At 63.5% G+C, this 18,382-nt stretch carries 18 protein-coding genes; 15 read left to right on the forward strand and 3 right to left on the reverse strand.

Annotated elements, in window-relative coordinates; translation table 11 throughout:
• Positions 1-121: 121 nt before the first annotated feature.
• Positions 122-1,624 carry a PLP-dependent aminotransferase family protein gene (locus C1N62_RS04855; RefSeq protein ID WP_137762561.1) on the reverse strand — a complete coding sequence of 501 codons (1,503 nt, stop codon included), beginning with the start codon at positions 1,622-1,624 and terminating at the stop codon, positions 122-124.
• A 118-nt stretch (positions 1,625-1,742) separates the two neighbouring features.
• Here C1N62_RS04855 and C1N62_RS04860 point away from each other — a divergent pair, with 118 nt between their 5' ends.
• Positions 1,743-2,798, forward strand: a complete 1,056-nt coding sequence (locus C1N62_RS04860) for a DMT family transporter (RefSeq protein WP_137762562.1) — start codon at positions 1,743-1,745, stop codon at positions 2,796-2,798.
• Here the strand turns inward: C1N62_RS04860 and C1N62_RS04865 are convergent.
• The gene (locus C1N62_RS04865; RefSeq protein ID WP_137762563.1) at positions 2,734-3,615 is read right to left on the reverse strand and encodes a DMT family transporter; all 882 of its coding nucleotides are present in this window, start codon (positions 3,613-3,615) and stop codon (positions 2,734-2,736) included. The genes C1N62_RS04860 and C1N62_RS04865 overlap by 65 nt on opposite strands.
• A gap of 176 nt (positions 3,616-3,791) precedes the next feature.
• On the opposite strand from C1N62_RS04865, the gene pdxB reads away from it, so the two are divergent.
• The 14 genes from pdxB (at position 3,792) to hisP (ending at position 17,150) form a co-directional block, all read left to right on the forward strand.
• The gene (pdxB, locus tag C1N62_RS04870; protein ID WP_137762564.1) at positions 3,792-4,931 is read left to right on the forward strand and encodes a 4-phosphoerythronate dehydrogenase PdxB; all 1,140 of its coding nucleotides are present in this window, start codon (positions 3,792-3,794) and stop codon (positions 4,929-4,931) included.
• A 68-nt stretch (positions 4,932-4,999) separates the two neighbouring features.
• Positions 5,000-6,010, forward strand: a complete 1,011-nt coding sequence (locus C1N62_RS04875) for an aspartate-semialdehyde dehydrogenase (protein WP_137762565.1) — start codon at positions 5,000-5,002, stop codon at positions 6,008-6,010.
• Positions 6,010-6,858 carry a tRNA pseudouridine(38-40) synthase TruA gene (gene truA, locus C1N62_RS04880; protein WP_137762566.1) on the forward strand — a complete coding sequence of 283 codons (849 nt, stop codon included), beginning with the start codon at positions 6,010-6,012 and terminating at the stop codon, positions 6,856-6,858. The genes C1N62_RS04875 and truA overlap by 1 nt, the downstream gene beginning before the upstream one ends.
• A 79-nt stretch (positions 6,859-6,937) precedes the next feature.
• Positions 6,938-7,606 (forward strand): DedA family protein, encoded by a 669-nt coding sequence (locus C1N62_RS04885; protein WP_137762567.1) that lies wholly within the window; start codon positions 6,938-6,940, stop codon positions 7,604-7,606.
• A 251-nt stretch (positions 7,607-7,857) separates the two neighbouring features.
• The gene (gene accD, locus C1N62_RS04895) at positions 7,858-8,775 is read left to right on the forward strand and encodes an acetyl-CoA carboxylase, carboxyltransferase subunit beta (protein WP_137762568.1); all 918 of its coding nucleotides are present in this window, start codon (positions 7,858-7,860) and stop codon (positions 8,773-8,775) included.
• Positions 8,776-8,942: 167 nt separating this feature from the next.
• Positions 8,943-10,223: a bifunctional tetrahydrofolate synthase/dihydrofolate synthase gene (gene folC, locus C1N62_RS04900; protein ID WP_137762569.1), complete on the forward strand. Its 1,281-nt coding sequence runs from the start codon at positions 8,943-8,945 to the stop codon at positions 10,221-10,223.
• Complete coding sequence (gene dedD, locus C1N62_RS04905) at positions 10,213-10,923, forward strand: cell division protein DedD (protein WP_137762570.1); 711 nt, start codon at positions 10,213-10,215, stop codon at positions 10,921-10,923. The genes folC and dedD overlap by 11 nt, the downstream gene beginning before the upstream one ends.
• 217 nt (positions 10,924-11,140) lie before the next feature.
• Positions 11,141-11,632: a colicin V production protein gene (cvpA, locus tag C1N62_RS04910; RefSeq protein ID WP_137762571.1), complete on the forward strand. Its 492-nt coding sequence runs from the start codon at positions 11,141-11,143 to the stop codon at positions 11,630-11,632.
• A 30-nt stretch (positions 11,633-11,662) separates the two neighbouring features.
• Positions 11,663-13,180 (forward strand): amidophosphoribosyltransferase, encoded by a 1,518-nt coding sequence (gene purF, locus C1N62_RS04915; RefSeq protein WP_137762572.1) that lies wholly within the window; start codon positions 11,663-11,665, stop codon positions 13,178-13,180.
• 106 nt (positions 13,181-13,286) lie between these two features.
• Entirely contained in the window at positions 13,287-13,859 is a 573-nt protein-coding gene (locus C1N62_RS04920; protein WP_137762573.1) for a UbiX family flavin prenyltransferase, read from the forward strand.
• Between the two features lie 269 nt (positions 13,860-14,128).
• Positions 14,129-14,908 (forward strand): lysine/arginine/ornithine ABC transporter substrate-binding protein ArgT, encoded by a 780-nt coding sequence (argT, locus tag C1N62_RS04925; protein ID WP_137762574.1) that lies wholly within the window; start codon positions 14,129-14,131, stop codon positions 14,906-14,908.
• 53 nt (positions 14,909-14,961) lie between these two features.
• Positions 14,962-15,648: a histidine ABC transporter permease HisQ gene (locus tag C1N62_RS04930; RefSeq protein WP_137762575.1), complete on the forward strand. Its 687-nt coding sequence runs from the start codon at positions 14,962-14,964 to the stop codon at positions 15,646-15,648.
• Positions 15,645-16,361: an ABC transporter permease gene (locus C1N62_RS04935; protein ID WP_137762576.1), complete on the forward strand. Its 717-nt coding sequence runs from the start codon at positions 15,645-15,647 to the stop codon at positions 16,359-16,361. The genes C1N62_RS04930 and C1N62_RS04935 overlap by 4 nt, the downstream gene beginning before the upstream one ends.
• A gap of 15 nt (positions 16,362-16,376) precedes the next feature.
• A complete protein-coding gene (gene hisP, locus C1N62_RS04940) occupies positions 16,377-17,150 on the forward strand; it encodes a histidine ABC transporter ATP-binding protein HisP (RefSeq protein ID WP_137762577.1) in 774 nt (257 codons plus the stop codon).
• On the opposite strand, the gene pepT is transcribed toward hisP, so the two are convergent.
• Complete coding sequence (gene pepT / locus C1N62_RS04945; protein WP_137762578.1) at positions 17,143-18,375, reverse strand: peptidase T; 1,233 nt, start codon at positions 18,373-18,375, stop codon at positions 17,143-17,145. The genes hisP and pepT overlap by 8 nt on opposite strands.
• Positions 18,376-18,382 lie beyond the last annotated feature (7 nt).

Here is an 18,382-nt window from a genome sequence, read left to right on the forward strand (position 1 = left end):
GCGTGGGGATCCTTGTTGCGAATGTAAGCCTGCGGCCGCGCGAGGGGGGAGAACCGGGGCGCGGCAGTGTCAGGGCGAATGATACCAACCTGTACCCATCACGGATAGTGATGAATGTCGATTAAATCATCAATGGCGGCCGATCGCTTACTCCCTCCCCAGTTTGCGCCTGCATCTGGCAAAGGCGCATCGCCTCCGCCAGCCGGATGATGCCCTCCTCAATGCGCTCCGGCGTGTTGGCGGCAAAATTGAGCCGCAGCGTGAAATCGGCTTGCGGGTGGTCACGGTAGAAGCAGTCGCCACGGGCGAAGGTCACCTGTTGGTGCCACGCCAGCGGCACCAGCCGTGAAACCGGGATCTCTGGCGGCAGTTGCAGCCAGATAAACAGCCCGCCTTCCGGCAGCTCAAAGTGGCAGCCCGCGGGCAAGTGACGCCGGAGCGCCGCCGCCATCACGTCCCGGTGCTGACGGTAGAGGCGGCAGGCGCGCTGCACCTGCCGCTGGACGCTGCCGACGGTGACAAACGCCTCCAACGAGCGTTGCAGCAGGCCAGCGCTGGCGAAGCTGTCGGCATGGCGGCGCTGGGCCAGCTGGCGGTAGCGCTCGCCCTCCGCCACCAGATAGCCGATGCGCAGGCCGGGCATCACAATCTTGGAGAAGGTGTTGATGTAGATCACCTCGCCCTCCGTGGCTAGCGAACGCAGCGAGGGGAGGGCCGCGCCCTGATAGCGCAGCTCGCCCACGAAGTCATCCTCCAGCAGCGGCACCCCGGCGGCTGCGGCCAGCGCCACCAGCCGACGGCGGCGTGGCTCGCTCAGGCAGCGGCCGGTGGGGTTGTGGAAGTTGGGGATGGTGTAGATCAGCGCCGGGCGGTGCGCCGCCAACAGCGCCGGTAGCGCCTCGACGCACATGCCATCCTGGTCACAGGGCACGGAGATAATCTCCACCCCCTGGAGCGCAAACAGCGTCAGCGCCTCGGCGTAGGTCGGCTCCTCCACCAACACCCGGTCGCCGGGGCGCAGCAGCGTCTGGCTCACCAGACTCAGCGCCTGCTGCGAGCCATTGGTGATCAGGATCTGCTCCGGCCGCGCCGGGATGCCCTGCAACGACAGGATGCGCGCCAGCGTGTCGCGCAGCGGAAAGTAGCCGCAGTAGTCACCGTAGTGGAAGGCTGCATCGGCATGGCGGCGCAGTACCGAGTGCATCACCCGGCGGAACGCCTCCTGGGGAAAAAGGCGCGGGTTGCCGGTGCCAGCGGCAAAGTTGATCACCTCTGGCGGCAGCGGGGCGTCGGGCTGGCCATCGAGGCGTGAGGTGCTGGTGGTGTAGGGGTCAACCGGCGTCTCCAGCGCGGGCTGGCCGGTGGCGGGCGTCCCGGCGGGGGCATAGGGGTGGCGCACGTAGGCCCCACTGCCGCGCCGCGCCTGTAAAAACCCCTTGGCCGCCAGCTCCCCATAGGCGTTCTCAACCGTCAGGCGGCTGACGGCCAGCTCGGCGGCCAGTGTCCGGGTGGAGGGGAGCTTGTCGCCCTCGGCAAGGGCACCATTCAGGATGGCGGCGCGCAGCGTCTCCTCTATCTGCAAATAGAGCGGGATGACGCTGTGGCGGTCGAGGGCGATGTGCATGGCAATCCTCTGCGGGGAAAAGTGGCCTGCCTAAGATTAGTGGTAAGTGGCTCTGGCGGGAATGGGGCGGGCGGGTAAAATTTCCTACACTGGTTTTCCCTTGCTGAATGAGTATGTTATGTCGACCCTCGCTGAACCGGCCGTGCCGGCTGCCGCAACGCAAAGTGGCCTGCTGTCGCCCGCGCGCCACGGTTTCTCCCTGGCAGCGCTGAGCGCCTTCCTGCTGGCCTTTACCGCCATCATTATCCGCATCCTGACAGAGCGCTACCACCTGCCCGCGCTGGTACTGGCCTTCTGGCGCGCGGCGCTGGTGGCGCTGGTGCTCTGCCCGGTGCTGCTCTGGCGACGCCCGGCATGGCTGCGGCCGGGCTGGCGGGAGCTGCGTTTCTATGCGCTGTTTGGGCTGGTGCTGGCGCTGTTCAACGCGCTCTGGACCTGCTCAATCATGCTCAACGGTGCCTCGGTCGCCACCATCCTTAGCTACTTCTCCGTGGGCTTTACGGTGTTTTTGGGCTGGGCCTGTTTTGGTGAGCGGTTGAGCGGCCGCCAGCTACTGATTATTGCAGTCAGCCTGCTCGGCTGTGCGCTGGTCAGTTTGGGTGGCACCGAATCGGCGGCGATGGGCGGGCTGTTTGGGCTGGCGATCGGCATCCTGACCGGCGTTGGCTCCACCCTCTATGCGCTGTGCGGTCGGCTGGCGAGCCAGCGTGGCTGCCCGGAGTGGGGCACGCTCTGCTACGTCTTCGCCTTCGCGGCACTCTACCAGTTGCTGTTCAATGGGCTGGCGGGGCAATTCCCGGCGCTGGCCGGGCCGCTCTCCGGGGACATTCTGTTCCTGTCGCGGGGCGAGGGGGGCGTGGCGTGGGGCGGCTGGGGGCTGCTGCTGCTGTTGGCCGCCGGGCCGACGCTGCTCGGCTTTGGCCTCTACAACCTCAGCCTGAAGCACCTGCCGCTGGCGGTGGCGAACCTGATCCTGTCGCTGGAGCTGGTCTTCACCGCCATCATCGCCTGGCTGCTGCTCGGCGAGACGCTGACGGCGTGGCAAACGCTGGGCAGTGGGATGATGCTGGCCGGCGTTGGGCTGATGCGCCGCAGCCGCCGACCGCCGGTCAGCGCGCCGGACGCAACAGCGGCGTGCGCAGGCGCTGGGCGAGGAACACCCCCAGCAGCGTGACGCCGCCGCCAATCAGGTGGTAGCTGTGCAACTGCTCATGCAGGAACAGCACGGCAATGACGGCGGTGAACAGCGGCACCAGATTCATAAAGATCGAGGCGGTATTGGCACCGAGCCGCATCACCCCCTGGATCCAGAGGAAGGGCGCAATCAGCGAGGCAGGGATGCCCGCGAACAGCACCAGCGGGATATTGCGCGCCGTCAGCGCCACGTCAGGCGCATGGAGGAAGTTGGGCGTCAGCAGCAGCACGCCGAACAGGATCTGCACATAGAGCGACTGCCAGTTCGGCAGCGGGATCGCCCAGCGCTTGGTCAGCACCCCATAGCAGGCGTAGGAGGCGGAGGCGGCCAGCATCATCAATTCGCCACTGCCAATGCCGTGGTGCAGCAGCTGCGCCGGTTCGCCGCCGCTCACCAGCCACACCAACCCGCCGAACGAGAGCAACCCACCCAGCGCCATGCCGCGCGTCGGTGCCACCCCCAGCACCGCAATGCTGAACAGCACCGTCAGCAGCGGGATCAGCGCATTCAAAATGCCCATGAACAGCGCGCTGACGCTGTGCGCCGCGTAGTAGGCCAGGCTCTGGTAGAGCACCATGCCGAGCAGGCCCAGCACCAGCAGCTTCCACAGGTGCGGGCGCACCGCCGCGCGGTTGCGCCACAGGCCGGGCAGCACAAAGGGCGTCAGCACCAGCAGCGCCAGCAGCCAGCGGTAGAAGGAGATGGCGGCTGGGTCGATGGCACCGGCGGCGACTTTGCTGACCACGGCGTTCAGCGACCAGATCATCACGGCCAGCAGGGGAAAGAGTGCATTCATGGGTCACTATCTTCAATCAACAGGCAAAAGGGCAGGTAGTGTACGGCCCGGCCGCTGGCAAATGAAAGCCCCGTGCGGTGCGTAATCGTCTGGGTTTCACCTTAAGTAATGGGATTCTGCGCCATTCAGTGGCAGAATATTTGCCCCTATTTATGCGCAAGCTGCCGGAGAGTGACGTGAAGATCCTGGTTGATGAAAATATGCCCTATGCCCAGACGCTGTTCAGCCGACTGGGGGACGTCCTGGCGGTGCCCGGCCGCCCCATCCCACGGGAGGCGCTGGCCGATGCCGACGCGCTGATGGTGCGATCCGTCACCAAGGTCAATGCCGATCTGCTGGCTGGTACGCCAGTCAACTTCGTCGGCACCGCCACCGCGGGCACCGACCACGTGGATGACGCGTGGCTCGCTGGTCAGGGCATCGGCTTCTCCGCCGCACCGGGCTGCAACGCCATCGCGGTGGTGGAGTATGTCTTCTCGGCGCTGCTGATTCTGGCGCAGCGGGACGGCTGGCAGTTGCGCGATAAAACCGTCGGCATCGTCGGCGTCGGCAACGTCGGCTCGCGCTTGCAGGCGCGGCTGGAGGCGCTGGGGGTGAAGACCCTGCTGTGCGATCCGCCCCGCGCCGAGCGCGGCGACACCGGGCCATTCTGGCCGCTGGAGAAGCTGGTTGCCGAGGCCGATATCCTCACCTTCCACACCCCGCTCTACAAGAGTGGGCCGCACCGCACCCAGCACATGGTGGACGCCGAGCTGCTGGCGGCGCTGCCAGCCGGCCGCGTGCTGGTCAACGCCTGCCGGGGCGAGGTGGTGGACAACGCCGCGCTGCTGGCGGCACTGACCGGCGGCAAGGCGCTCAGCACGGTGCTGGACGTCTGGGAGCCGGAGCCGGATCTCTCCCTGCCGCTGTTGCGCGCGGTGGACATCGGCACCGCCCACATCGCTGGCTACAGCCTGGAGGGCAAGGCGCGCGGCACCACCCAAGTGTTTGAGGCCTACAGCCGCTTCCTCGGCCGCCCGCAGGACGTGCCGTTGGCCAGCCTGCTGCCCGCGCCGGACTTTGGCGAACTGACGCTCAATGGCGATCTCAGCCGCACCCTCGATGAGGGCGTCCTGCTGCGCCTGATGCACCTGGTGTATGATGTGCGGCGTGATGACGCCCCGCTGCGCCGCGTGGCTGGCCAGCCGGGCGAGTTCGACAAATTGCGTAAATTTTATCAGGAGCGGCGCGAATGGTCGTCGCTCTGCATCCACTGTGACGACGAGGCCACGGCCACGCTGCTGACGCGGCTGGGCTTCACTGCCCGGCTGAAGTAGCGCGTCACCCCTCTGTGTACCGGGCGGCATGACCGCCCTTTGTTTTTGTTTTTTCTGGAGAAACCACGATGTCTGACGGCTGGAATATTGCCCTATTGGGGGCCACAGGCGCGGTAGGCGGCGCACTGCTGGAGTTACTGCAAGAGCGCCAGTTCCCGGTGGGCGACCTCTTTCCGCTGGCCAGCGACCGCAGCGCCGGCGAGACCCTCCGTTTTAACGGTAAATCGGTCATGGTGCAGGACGCCGCGCAGTTTGACTGGTCGCAGGCGCAACTGGCCTTCTTTGTGGCTGGCAGCGAGGCGAGCGCCCGCTATGTGGACGAGGCGGCCAACGCTGGCTGTCTGGTGATTGACAGCAGTGGCCTGTTCGCCATGGAGCCAGACGTGCCGCTGGTGGTGCCGGGCGTCAACCCGCACGTGCTGGCTGACTACCGCAACCGCAATGTGGTGGCGCTGGCCGACAGCCTCACCAGCCAACTGCTGACCGCCATCAAGCCGCTGACCGAGCAGGCTGGCCTGTCGCGTTTGCACGTCACCAGCCTGATCCCTGCCTCCTCGCACGGCAAGGCGGCGGTGGACGATCTTGCCAGCCAGAGCGCCCGCCTGCTGAACGGGATGCCGGTGGAGGAGAGCCTGTTCGCCAAGCAACTGGCCTTCAACATGCTGCCGCTGCTGGCCGATCAGGAGGGCAGCGTCCGTGAGGAGCGCCGTCTGGTTGATCAGGTGCGCAAGGTGTTGCAGGACGAGGGCCTGCCGGTGTCGGTGAACTGCATCCAGTCGCCGGTGTTCTACGGCGTGGCGCAGGCGGTGAATCTGGAAGCGCTGCGGCCGATGGCGGCCGACGAGGCGCTGGAGGCGTTCCGCCATGTGGAAGAGATCGCCCTGAGCGACGAGCAGGCGTTCCCGACTCAGGTGACCGATGCCTCCGGCAACGACGCCCTGAGCATCGGCTGCGTGCGCAATGACTACGGCATCCCAGAGATCCTGCAATTCTGGTCGGTGGCCGACAACATCCGCTTCGGCGGCGCGCTGATGGCGGTGCAGACCGCCGAGAAGCTGGTGCAGGAGTACATGTACTGATGTCAGAGGCCGTAACCCTGCCGCCGGAGGCGACGGCAGGCCAGTTCAAGCTGGCGCTGGGAATCGAGTATGACGGCAGCCGCTACTATGGCTGGCAGCGGCAGCAGGAGGTAGCCAGCGTACAGGGCTGTCTGGAGGCGGCGCTCAGCAAGGTGGCGGCGCACCCGGTCAGCGTCTTCTGCGCCGGGCGCACCGACGCCGGGGTGCACGCCACCGGCCAGGTGGTGCACTTCACCACCGACGCGGTGCGCAAGGACGCCGCCTGGACGATGGGCGTCAATACCCATCTACCGCGCGACATTGCGGTGCGCTGGGTCAAGGCGGTAGAGGAGGATTTCCACGCCCGCTTCAGCGCCACCGCCCGCCGCTACCGTTATGTGATCTACAACCACCGCTACCGGCCAGCAATCCTGCAACAGGGGGTGACCCACTACCACCAGCCGCTGGATGCCGAACGGATGCAGCGCGCGGCGCAGTGCCTGCTGGGCGAGAACGACTTTACCTCGTTCCGCGCCGTGCAGTGCCAGTCGCGCACCCCGTGGCGCAATGTAAAACATGTAAATGTTACGCGCTTGGGTAATTATATTGTGGTAGATATCAAGGCCAATGCGTTTGTACACCACATGGTTCGTAACATTGTCGGCAGCCTGATGGAGATCGGCTGCGGCAACCAGCCAGAGACGTGGATGGCCCACCTTCTGGCGGTGAAGGACCGCACCCAGGCGGCGGCGACCGCCCGGGCCGAGGGATTGTATCTGGTGGACGTGGACTACCCGGAGCGCTTTGCCTTGCCGCAACCGTCGCTGGGGCCGCTGTTCCTGCCGGATACGCTAATGCCGGTAATTTAACAGGCAGTACAGGGATCCGGTTCGCCGGGTAAACGTGAAAACCTGCGGGGTTGACCTGCATTGACAGAAGATTTCGCCCATGGACTTTATCCGCTTCGTTATTGATTTTATTCTGCACATTGATGTTCATCTGGCAGAACTGGTCGCGCAGTATGGCGTTTGGATTTATGGCATCCTGTTTTTGATTCTGTTTTGCGAGACAGGGCTGGTGGTCACCCCGTTCCTGCCCGGCGATTCGCTGCTGTTTGTGGCGGGCGCGCTGGCGGCACTGCCCTCCAACAGCCTGGACGTGCACCTGATGGCGGGGCTGATGATCTGTGCGGCGGTGCTGGGTGACGCGGTGAACTACACCATTGGCCGACTGTTCGGCAACCGGCTGTTTAGCAACCCCAACTCGAAAATCTTCCGCCGCAGCTATTTGGACAAGACCCACCGCTTCTATGAGAAGCATGGCGGCAAGACGATTATCCTGGCGCGTTTCGTGCCGATCGTGCGGACTTTTGCGCCGTTCGTCGCGGGCATGGGGCATATGTCCTACCGCCACTTTGCCGCCTACAACGTGATTGGCGCGCTGCTGTGGGTGCTGCTGTTCACCTATGCCGGTTACCTGTTCGGTGACCTGCCGGTGGTGCAGGAAAACCTGAAGCTCTTGATTGTCGCCATAATCCTTGTTTCAATTCTGCCGGGCGTGATTGAAGTGTGGCGCCATCGCCGCGCTGCCGCCCGCGCGCGGACGCAGAAACCCTGATACCGGGTCGCGCTGTCACACAATGATTAAGTTTTTACGACATTAACCTAACGGTTTGACCAGTTTTTTATCCACAGCGTCGAACCGTTATGGTTTAATGAGCGACATTTATGGTCTGTCCGTCGTGACACACCCAAGTCAGTGCCTCAGCAACGCGCCCGGCGCGGTTCTCAGGCATTTTTTTATGGGGTGGCCCCGGCGGGCAAGAACAGTGGACTGGCGTTTGCCGGGTTCAAACAGAAAGGTCATCAATGAGCTGGATTGAACGAATTCTAAATAAGAGCACTATCACCCAAACCCGGAAGGCCAACATTCCTGAGGGCGTCTGGACCAAATGCGACAGCTGTGGCCAGGTACTCTACCGGGCGGAGCTGGAGCGCAACCTGATGGTTTGCCCGAAGTGCGATCACCACATGCCGATTGCAGCGCGTATGCGCCTGCACACCTTCCTGGATGAGGGGAGCGATGTGGAGCTGGGCAGCGAGCTTGAGCCAAAGGATGTGCTGAAGTTTAAGGATTCCAAGAAGTATAAAGATCGCCTGAGCGCGGCCCAGAAAGAGACCGACGAGAAAGACGCGTTGATCGTCATGAAAGGGACGCTGCACGGTATGCCGGTGGTGGTGGCCTCCTTTGAGTTCGCCTTCATGGGCGGCTCGATGGCCTCCGTGGTCGGCGCGCGCTTTGTGCGTGCGGTCGAGCAGGCGCTGGAAGACAACTGCCCGCTGGTCTGCTTCTCCTCCAGCGGCGGTGCCCGTATGCAAGAGGCGCTGATGTCGCTGATGCAGATGGCGAAAACCAGTGCCGCGCTGGCGAAGATGCAGGATCGTGGCCTGCCGTACATCTCCGTGCTGACTGACCCGACCATGGGTGGCGTCTCCGCCAGTCTGGCGATGCTGGGTGACCTGAACGTCGCCGAGCCGAAAGCGCGTATCGGCTTCGCTGGCCGTCGCGTCATCGAGCAGACGGTGCGCGAGAAGCTGCCGGCTGACTTCCAGACCAGTGAGTTCCTGATCCAGAAGGGCGCGATCGACATGATCATTCGCCGCCCGGAGATGCGTGGCAAACTGGCCGGCATCCTCGCCAAGCTGACCAACCAGCCGGAGCCAAATGTGGTTGTCCATGTGGTGGACGGCGACGACGTGGTGAGCGAGAGCCAACAGGACGTCTGATCGGCCTGATGGCGGCCCGCGAGGGCTGCGGGGCGGCCTGTCCGCCCCGGTAACCGGCCCGGCTGCCGCCCGTCACGCCTGACATGGGGCACCATCTGCGCCGACGTCGTGGGTGGTGCGTTGTCCACATCCGCTGCACGACGCGCAGCGTAAGCCGAACGGGACCGATGCAAACTCTACCCACTCCCCAAGCCACGTCGCCCCTGGCCACGTGGCTTCATTATCTGGAACACCTTCATGCTCAGGCGATTGATCTTGGCCTGACGCGCGTCAGGCAGGTGGCCGAGCGCCTCTCCCTGCTGCAACCCGCCCCCTTTGTTTTCACCGTCGCCGGCACCAACGGCAAGGGCACTACCTGCCGCACTCTGGAGGCGATTCTGCTCGCCGCTGGCCTGCGCGTCGGTGTCTACAGTTCGCCGCATCTGGTGCGCTATACCGAGCGGGTGCGCATTCAGGGGCAGGAGCTGCCCGAGGCGGCGCACTGCGCCTCCTTCGCCGCGCTGGAGGCGGGCCGGGGCGACACCACGCTGACCTACTTTGAGTACGGCACCCTCTCGGCGCTCTACCTGTTCCAACAGGCGGCGCTGGATGTGGTGATCCTCGAGGTGGGATTGGGCGGCCGCCTCGACGCCACCAACATCGTTGACGCCAATGTGGGCGTGATCACCAGCATCGCGCTGGATCACACCGACTGGCTGGGGCCGGATCGCGAGAGCATTGGCCGTGAGAAGGCTGGCATCTTCCGTCCGGGCCGCCCGGCGGTGGTGGGCGAGCCGGACATGCCGCACACCATCGCTGAGGTGGCGGCGGAACTGGGCGCGCCGCTCTATGCGCGTGGCGAGGCGTGGCACTTCAGCGCCCAGCCAGAGAACTGGCGCTGGGCGTGCGGTGGCCGGGTGCTGGCTGACCTGCCGCTGCCGCAGGTGCCGCTGGACAACGCCGCCACCGCGCTGGCCGCGCTGCACTATGCCTCGCCTGCTTTGCAGGTGGGGGAGGAGGCGATCCGCCTTGGCCTGCAACAGGCGATGCTGCCGGGCCGCTTCCAGACCGTCAGCGAGTCGCCGCGCCTGATCCTCGACGTGGCGCACAATCCGCACGCCGCGGGCTATCTGGCGCAGCGGTTGGCGCAACTGCCGAAGGCGCCCGGTGCGACGGTGCGCGCGGTGGTGGGGATGCTGGCGGACAAGGACATTCCCGGCACGCTGGCCTGTCTGGCGCCGCAGGTGGACGTCTGGTACTGCGCGCCGCTGGAGGGGCCGCGCGGGGCCAGCGCCGAGCAACTGGCCGCGCACCTGACGGAACCGCGGCAGTTCGCCGATGTCAAATCAGCCTGGCAACAGGCAATGCAGGATGCTGATGATCATGACATTGTGATTGTCTGCGGGTCATTCCATACCGTGGCGCATGTCATGGAGGCACTAGAGGCGGGAAACAGCCGTGGCGAGTAAGTTCCAGAACCGTTTGGTCGGGACGGTGATATTGGTGGCGCTTGGCGTCATCGTACTGCCGGGCCTGCTGGATGGTAAAAAGAAGCACTATGAAGATGAGTTCGCGGCCATTCCGCTGGTGCCGAAGGCTGGCGACAGCCAGGAGAATGACGCGGTGCCGCCGGCGACCCAGTCACTGCCAGCCCAGCCACCGGAAGGGGCAGGGCCAGCGGTGGACGCCGCCACCCGGCCAAACGCCGAGCTAAACAGCGCCGCTGGCAGTGCGCCAACAAAAGCGCCGGTGACGGTGTCGCCGCCGCCGATGACCGAAAGCAAGCCGCAGGTAGTGGAGAAGCCAAAACCGGTGGAGCCGAAGCCCCAGCCAAAACCGGAGCCGAAACCGCAGCCGAAGCCGGAACCCAAGCCAGAGCCGAAGCCAGAGCCGAAGCCGCAGGCAACGGAGAGCGCACCGGCCGGGCAGGCTTACATCGTCCAGCTTGGCGCGTTGAAGAACGCCGCCAAGGTGAATGAGATTGTTGCCAGCCTGCGCCTGTCGGGCTATCGCGCCTACACCGTGCCCTCCACGCCGGTGCAGGGGCAGATCACCCGTATCTTTGTCGGGCCGGACGCCTCGAAGCAGAAGTTGCAGTCGGCGCTGCCGGAGCTGAACCAGATCAGCGGGCTGAGCGGCCAGATCCGCGCCTACAGCGCCGGACGCTGATTGGCACCAGCCACAACGGGGCGCCCTTTGGCGCCCCGTTTATCGTTTCAGGGGAGGGAATCGCTGACGGCCACGCTATGTTTCTGCCGGGATTGAGGTTTTTTTAAGCACAATTAATTATTTGCGACAGGGCCAGATTTCCCCTACGCAAACGTTTTCTTTTTCTGTTAGAATTCGCCGCGAATTGGATGCGGGGCGGATCATCATTGGAATTGTCATGGTCTGGATTGATTACGTCATCATTGCAATTATCGGGTTTTCGGCGCTTGTCAGCCTGATCCGGGGGTTTGTCCGTGAAGCGCTCTCACTGGTTAGCTGGGGATGTGCGTTCTTTGTGGCCAGTCACTACTACCCCTACCTTGCCATCTATTTCACCCGTTTTGAAGGCGAACTGGTTCGGAACGGAATCGCAATCGGCATCTTATTTATCGCGACGTTGCTCGTAGGTGCGGTTGTTAACTATGTGATCGGTACGCTGGTGGAGCGCACCGGGCTGTCAGGCACAGACCGGGTGCTGGGCGTGTGTTTCGGCGCGTTGCGCGGTGTCTTGATCGTCGCCGCCATCCTGTTCTTTCTGGACACCTTCACCGGCTTTTCACAGAGTGCTGACTGGAAACAGTCTCAGTTGATTCCGCAGTTCAGCATTATCATCAGGTGGTTTTTCAGCTACCTGCAGAGCACGTCGAGTTTCTTGCCGCAGCATCTCTAACTGCGGCAGCGCTGATGAGGAAAAGACAACATGTGCGGTATTGTCGGGATCGCCGGTTTCATGCCGGTCAACCAGTCGATTTATGACGCGTTAACGGTGCTCCAGCACCGTGGGCAGGATGCCGCAGGCATCATCACCATTGATGCCAACAACGGCTTCCGTCTGCGTAAGGCAAACGGTCTGGTGAAAGATGTGTTCGAAGCACGTCACATGCAACGCTTGCAGGGTAACATGGGCATCGGCCATGTACGCTACCCGACCGCCGGCAGTTCCAGTGCATCAGAAGCGCAGCCTTTTTATGTCAACTCGCCGTTCGGCATCACGCTGGCGCACAACGGTAACCTGACCAACGCCCATGAACTGCGCAGTAAGCTGTTCGAAGGGGCGCGCCGTCACGTGAACACCACCTCTGACTCCGAGATCCTGCTGAACATCTTCGCCAGCGAGCTGGACCGCTTCCAGCACTACCCGCTGGAGGCGGAGAACATCTTCGCGGCCATCACGGCGATGAACAAGCAGATCCGCGGGGCCTACGCCTGCGTGGCGATGATCATCGGCCACGGGCTGGTGGCGTTCCGTGACCCGAACGGCATCCGCCCGCTGGTGATTGGCAAGCGCACCCTGGAAGATGGCCGCATTGAGTATATGGTGGCCTCCGAGAGCGTGGCGCTGGATACGCTGGGCTTTGAGTTCCTGCGCGACGTCGCGCCGGGCGAGGCGGTCTACATCACCGAGCGCGGCCAGCTGTTTACCCGCCAGTGCGCGGAGAACCCGAAGTTCCACCCGTGCCTGTTCGAGTATGTCTACTTTGCGCGCCCGGACTCCTTCATCGACAAAATCTCCGTCTACAGCGCCCGCGTGCGCATGGGCGAGAAGCTGGGCCAGAAGATTGCCCGCGAGTGGGAAGATCTGGAGATTGACGTGGTGATCCCGATCCCGGAGACCTCCAACGACATCGCGCTGGAGATCGCCCGCATCCTGAACAAGCCGTACCGTCAGGGCTTCGTGAAGAACCGCTACGTCGGCCGCACCTTCATCATGCCGGGCCAGCAGGCACGCCGCAAATCCGTGCGCCGCAAGCTGAACGCCAACCGCGCCGAGTTCCGTGACAAGAACGTGCTGCTGGTGGATGACTCCATCGTGCGCGGCACCACCTCCGAGCAGATCGTGGAGATGGCACGCGAGGCGGGCGCCAAGCGGGTTTACCTCGCGTCGGCCGCGCCAGAGATTCGCTTCCCGAATGTCTACGGCATCGACATGCCGAGCGCCAACGAGCTGATCGCCCACGGCCGTGAGGTGAGTGAAATCACCCAGATTATCGGTGCCGATGCGCTGATCTTCCAGGACCTGGATGACCTGATCGACGCGGTGCGTGAAGACAACCCGGACATTGAGCAGTTTGAGTGCTCGGTGTTCAACGGCATCTACGTCACCAAGGATGTGGATCAGGGCTACCTGGAGCATCTGGAGTCGCTGCGCAACGATGACGCCAAGGCGATGCGCGGCCAGCAGGAAGTGGAAAATCTGGAAATGCATAACGAGGGCTGATTATTCTCGCCGCTTTCGTTACCATAACCTCTCCGGGGCCAGACTTGTCTGGCCCTGTCTTTTTCGGCGCATCCGGTTTGCGGGCGTCCAGTGCAGAGGATTACCTATGAAACGACTCATCATCGGCATCTCGGGCGCCAGTGGCGCCATCTACGGGGTGCGCCTGTTGCAGGTGCTGCGTGAAGTGGACGGCATCGAAACCCATCTGGTGATGAGTAATGCCGCCCGGCAGACGCTGGCGCTGGAGACTGACTACTCGCTGCGCGACGTGCAGGCGCTGGCCGACGTGGTGCATGATGCCCGCGACATCGCCGCCAGCATCTCCTCCGGCTCCTTCAAGACCGCTGGCATGGTGATCCTGCCGTGCTCCATCAAGACGCTCTCCGGCATCGTCAACAGCTTCACGGACAGTCTGGTGACGCGCGCGGCGGACGTGGTGCTGAAAGAGCGCCGCCCGCTGGTGCTGGCGGTGCGCGAGACGCCGCTGCATTTGGGCCATTTACGCCTGATGACGCAGGCCGCTGAACTGGGCGCAGTAATCATGCCGCCGGTGCCAGCCTTCTACCACCGACCCCAAACGGTGCAGGAGATCATTGACCAGACGGTAAACCGCGTGCTGGATCAATTTGATATTGAATTGCCTGACGATCTGTTCGAGCGCTGGCAGGGCGCACGCTAGGCACATTGCCCCACCAACGATCATTTTTTCTCATCTGCACCAGCATGGCGCACACGCCGCACCACGCTGGTGCATCTTTTCCCGGCAGTTATCTATACTCTCAACACGGCATACCGTTCCTCCTGTGGATTGGCGTTATGGCGTGATCTCTGGCCGCCTTTTTGCGGGCCGTGAAGGTTATTCATCACCCCCGCATAATCGGCATGAAACCTGCATGAAAAATCGGGTGAGTGCCGGGTCAGGCACCGACTATCATTTGAGGGTAATGTATGAAGAAATTGGTCAAAGTCCTTCCTCTGGTTCTGGCATTTGCGACCGCCGGCAGCTTCGCCGCGGTGCCGAAAGATCTGCGTATCGGCACGGACCCCACCTATGCACCCTTTGAGTCCAAAAATGCCAATGGCCAGTTGGTCGGCTTCGATATTGATTTAGCCAAGGAGCTGTGCAAGCGCATTGAGGCGAAGTGCACCTTCGTGGAGAGTGATTTCGACGCGCTGATCCCCTCGCTGAAAGCGAAGAAAATTGATGCCATCATCTCGTCGCTCTCCATCACTGAGAAGCGCCAGAAAGAGATCGCCTTCACGGAGAAACTCTACGCCGCCAACGCCCGCCTGATCGCCAAGAAAGGCTCGCCCATCCTGCCGACGCTGGAAGCCCTGCGCGGCAAGCGCGTGGGCGTGCTGCAAGGCTCGACCCAGGAGGCTTACGCCAACGCCATGTGGCAGCCGAAGGGCATCGACGTGGTGGCCTACCAGAATCAGGACTTGATCTACGCTGACCTGGACTCCGGCCGCATCGACGCCGCCTTCCAGGATGAAGTGGCGGGCAGCGAAGGCTTCCTGAAGCAGCCGGTGGGCAAGGATTACGCTTTTGCCGGCGAATCGGTGAAGGATGACACCTTCTTTGGCGTCGGCACCGGCATGGGGCTGCGCAAGGCGGATACCGAACTGAAGGCCGCGCTCGACAAGGCGTTCGCCGAGATGCGTCAGGACGGCACCTACGACAAGTTTGCCAAGCAGTACTTTGATTTCGACGTGTACGGCGGCTAATGGCCGCAGCCTTTCCGCAGGGGCGTCCGCCCCTGCCTAACTGAGATACCGCCATGTTTGACGGCTATTCCCAATTGATTCTCCAGGGTGCCTGGGTAACGCTGGAGCTGGCGCTCTCCTCGGTGCTGCTGTCGGTGGTGATCGGGCTGGTGGGCGCGGGCGGCAAGCTTTCCCAAAGCCGCGTGCTGCGCGCCCTGTTCAACGGCTACACCACCCTGATCCGTGGCGTGCCGGATCTGGTGCTGATGCTGCTGATCTTCTACGGCCTGCAAATTGCCCTCAACAGCCTGACCGAGCTGCTGGGCGTCGGCCAGATTGACATTGACCCGCTGGCGGCGGGCATCATTACCCTTGGCTTCATCTACGGGGCCTACTTCACCGAGACCTTCCGCGGCGCCTATATGGCGGTGCCGCGCGGCCAGATTGAGGCGGCGACCGCCTTTGGCTTCAGCGGCGCGCAGACTTTCCGCCGCATCCTGTTCCCGGCCATGATGCGTTTCGCGCTGCCGGGCATCGGCAACAACTGGCAGGTGATCCTGAAGGCCACCGCGCTGGTGTCACTGCTGGGGCTGAACGACGTGGTGAAGGCCACGCAACTGGCTGGCAAGGGCACCTACCAGCCCTTCTTCTTCGCGATGGTGGCGGGCGCGGTCTATCTGATTTTCACCACGCTCTCCAATGGCGTGCTGCTGTGGCTGACGCGGCGCTACTCGCTGGGCGTGAAGAGGGCTGAGCTATGATGGAGATCCTGCAACAGTATGGCATGGCCCTGCTGTGGAGTGACGGCTACCGCTTTACCGGGCTGGCGATCACGTTGTGGCTGCTGGTCTCCTCGGTGGTGATGGGGGGGCTGCTGGCGATCCCGATGGCGGTGGGGCGGGTTTCGCCGCTGCGCTGGGTGCGGCTGCCGATCTGGTTCTACACCTACGTGTTCCGTGGCACGCCGCTCTATGTGCAGCTGCTGGTGTTCTACTCCGGCATGTACAGTCTGGAGATTGTGCGCGGCAGTGACTTCCTTAACGCTTTTTTCCGCAGCGGCCTGAACTGCACCGTGCTGGCGCTGACGCTCAATACCTGCGCCTACACCACTGAAATCTTTGCCGGGGCGATCCGCGCGGTGCCGCATGGCGAGATTGAGGCGGCGAATGCCTACGGCTTTTCGCGCTTCAAGCTCTACCGCTGCATCATCTTGCCGTCGGCACTGCGCAGCGCGCTGCCCGCCTACAGCAACGAGGTGATCTTGATGCTGCACTCCACCGCGCTGGCCTTTACCGCCACGGTGCCAGATATCTTGAAGATCGCCCGCGACATCAACGCCGCCACCTACCAGCCGTTCTACGCGTTCGGCATTGCGGCGGTGATCTATTTGCTGATCTCCTTTGTATTGATTGGCCTGTTCCGGCGGGCGGAACGGCGCTGGCTGGCGCACGTCCGGCCGGGCGGCTCACACTGATTTGGAATGTAGACCATGCCTGAAAACAAGTTGGCGGTGACCGAACTGCACAAACGCTACGGCGACCACGAGGTGCTGAAGGGGGTGTCGCTGCACGCCGATGCTGGCGACGTGATCACCATCATTGGCTCCTCCGGCTCCGGCAAGAGCACCTTCCTGCGCTGCATCAACTTCCTCGAAAAGCCGAGTGAAGGCTCAATCAGCGTCAATAACCAGCCGATCCGCATGGTGCGCGACAAAGATGGCCAGCTCAAGGTATTCGACAAAAAGGAGTTGCAGCTGCTGCGCACCAAACTGACGATGGTATTCCAGCACTTCAACCTCTGGAGCCACATGACGGTGCTGGAGAACGTGATGGAAGCGCCGATCCAGGTGCTTGGGCTGGGCAAGGCGGAGGCGCGCGAGCGGGCGATCCGCTACCTCGACAAGGTGGGCATCGATGAGCGCGCCCGCGCCAAATATCCGATCAACCTCTCCGGCGGCCAGCAGCAGCGCGTCTCCATCGCCCGTGCGCTGGCGATGGAGCCGGACGTATTGCTGTTTGACGAGCCGACCTCAGCACTTGACCCGGAGCTGGTGGGCGAGGTGCTGCGCATCATGCAGAAGCTGGCGGAGGAGGGCAAAACCATGGTGGTGGTGACCCACGAGATGGAGTTTGCCCGCCACGTCTCCAGCCAGGTGATCTTCCTGCACCAAGGGCTGATTGAGGAGCAGGGGCCGCCGGAGGAGCTGTTCGGCAACCCCAAAAGCGCCCGGCTGCGCCAGTTCCTCTCCGGCGCGCTTAAATAGCCGCCGCCTGCCGGCAGATGGCCAGCGTCAGTTCATAGGACTTCACAAAAGCGCTGAGGGGCAGGAACTCAAAGCGTGAGTGGAAGTTGTGCGCGCCGGTGAAGTAGTTGGGGGTGAGCAGACCGCGCGCGGAGAGTGCTGCGCCGTCGGTGCCGCCGCGCATCGGGATCACCTTCGGCTCGACGCCGATCTCGGTCATGGCGCTGAAGATCAGGTCAATCGCCCGGCGATCGCCGTGGATGGCGTCAGCGATGTTGCGGTAGACGTCGGTGATCTTGAACTCCACCCTGGCGCGCGGGTAGCGGCGGGCGATGATCTCCGCCACCTCGCCGATGCGCTGCTTGCGTGCCAGGAAGCGCTGGCTGTCGAAGTCACGGATCGCCACCGTCAGGGTGGCGACGCTGGCGTTGGCGCTCATCTCCTGGAACCAGGTGTAGCCCTCGCGGCCTTCGGTGTGCTCCGGCGTCTCCTGGCGGTCAAAGTGGCTGATGTAGTCGTGGGCCATCAGCAGCGGGTTCACCAGCACGCCCTTGGCAGACATCGGGTGCGCCGGGATGCCGGTGAAGCGCAGCTCCACGCCCGCGGCGTTGAAGTTCTCATACACCACTTCGCCCTGCTCGCAGCAGTCGATGGTGTAGGCGAAATCGACCTCAAAGCGCGCCAGATCGAGCGCCTTGGCGCCGCGCAGGCCGATCTCCTCGTCGGGCACGAAGGCCACCACGATGTCGCCGTGCGGCGTCTCCGGCGTCAGGTTGGCCAGCAGCGTCATCACCACCGCCATCGCCGCCTTGTTGTCGGCGCCCAGCACGCTGGTGCCGTCGCTGAAAATAATCGGCTGGCCACGGTAGGCGTCAATCTCCGGGTGGTCATTGACCCGTAGCCAGATGTCCCGCTCGGCGTTCAGGCAGAGGTCATCGCCCTCAAAGGTGAGGATCTGCGGACGGATCACCGGCGACAAACCGACGTCTACTGTATCGAGGTGGGTAATGAACCCGATGCGCGGCGCGCCCGGCTGGTTGCCCGGCTTCACCGCCGTGACGGTGGCGTGCTCATCGACCATGACCTGTTGCAGGCCCAGCTGGCGCAACTCGTCCGCGACCAGTGCCGCCAGCTGCTGCTGGCCGGGGGTGCTCGGCAGGGTAGTGGCCGCGGCGTCACTCTGGCTGGGGATAGCCAGATAGCGGAAGAAACGGTCGGTAAGCTGGTCGGCAATCGCGTTGTGCATGGGGGTT

The organism is Nissabacter sp. SGAir0207 (assembly GCF_005491205.1).
Classification (GTDB): Bacteria; Pseudomonadota; Gammaproteobacteria; order Enterobacterales; family Enterobacteriaceae; genus Chimaeribacter.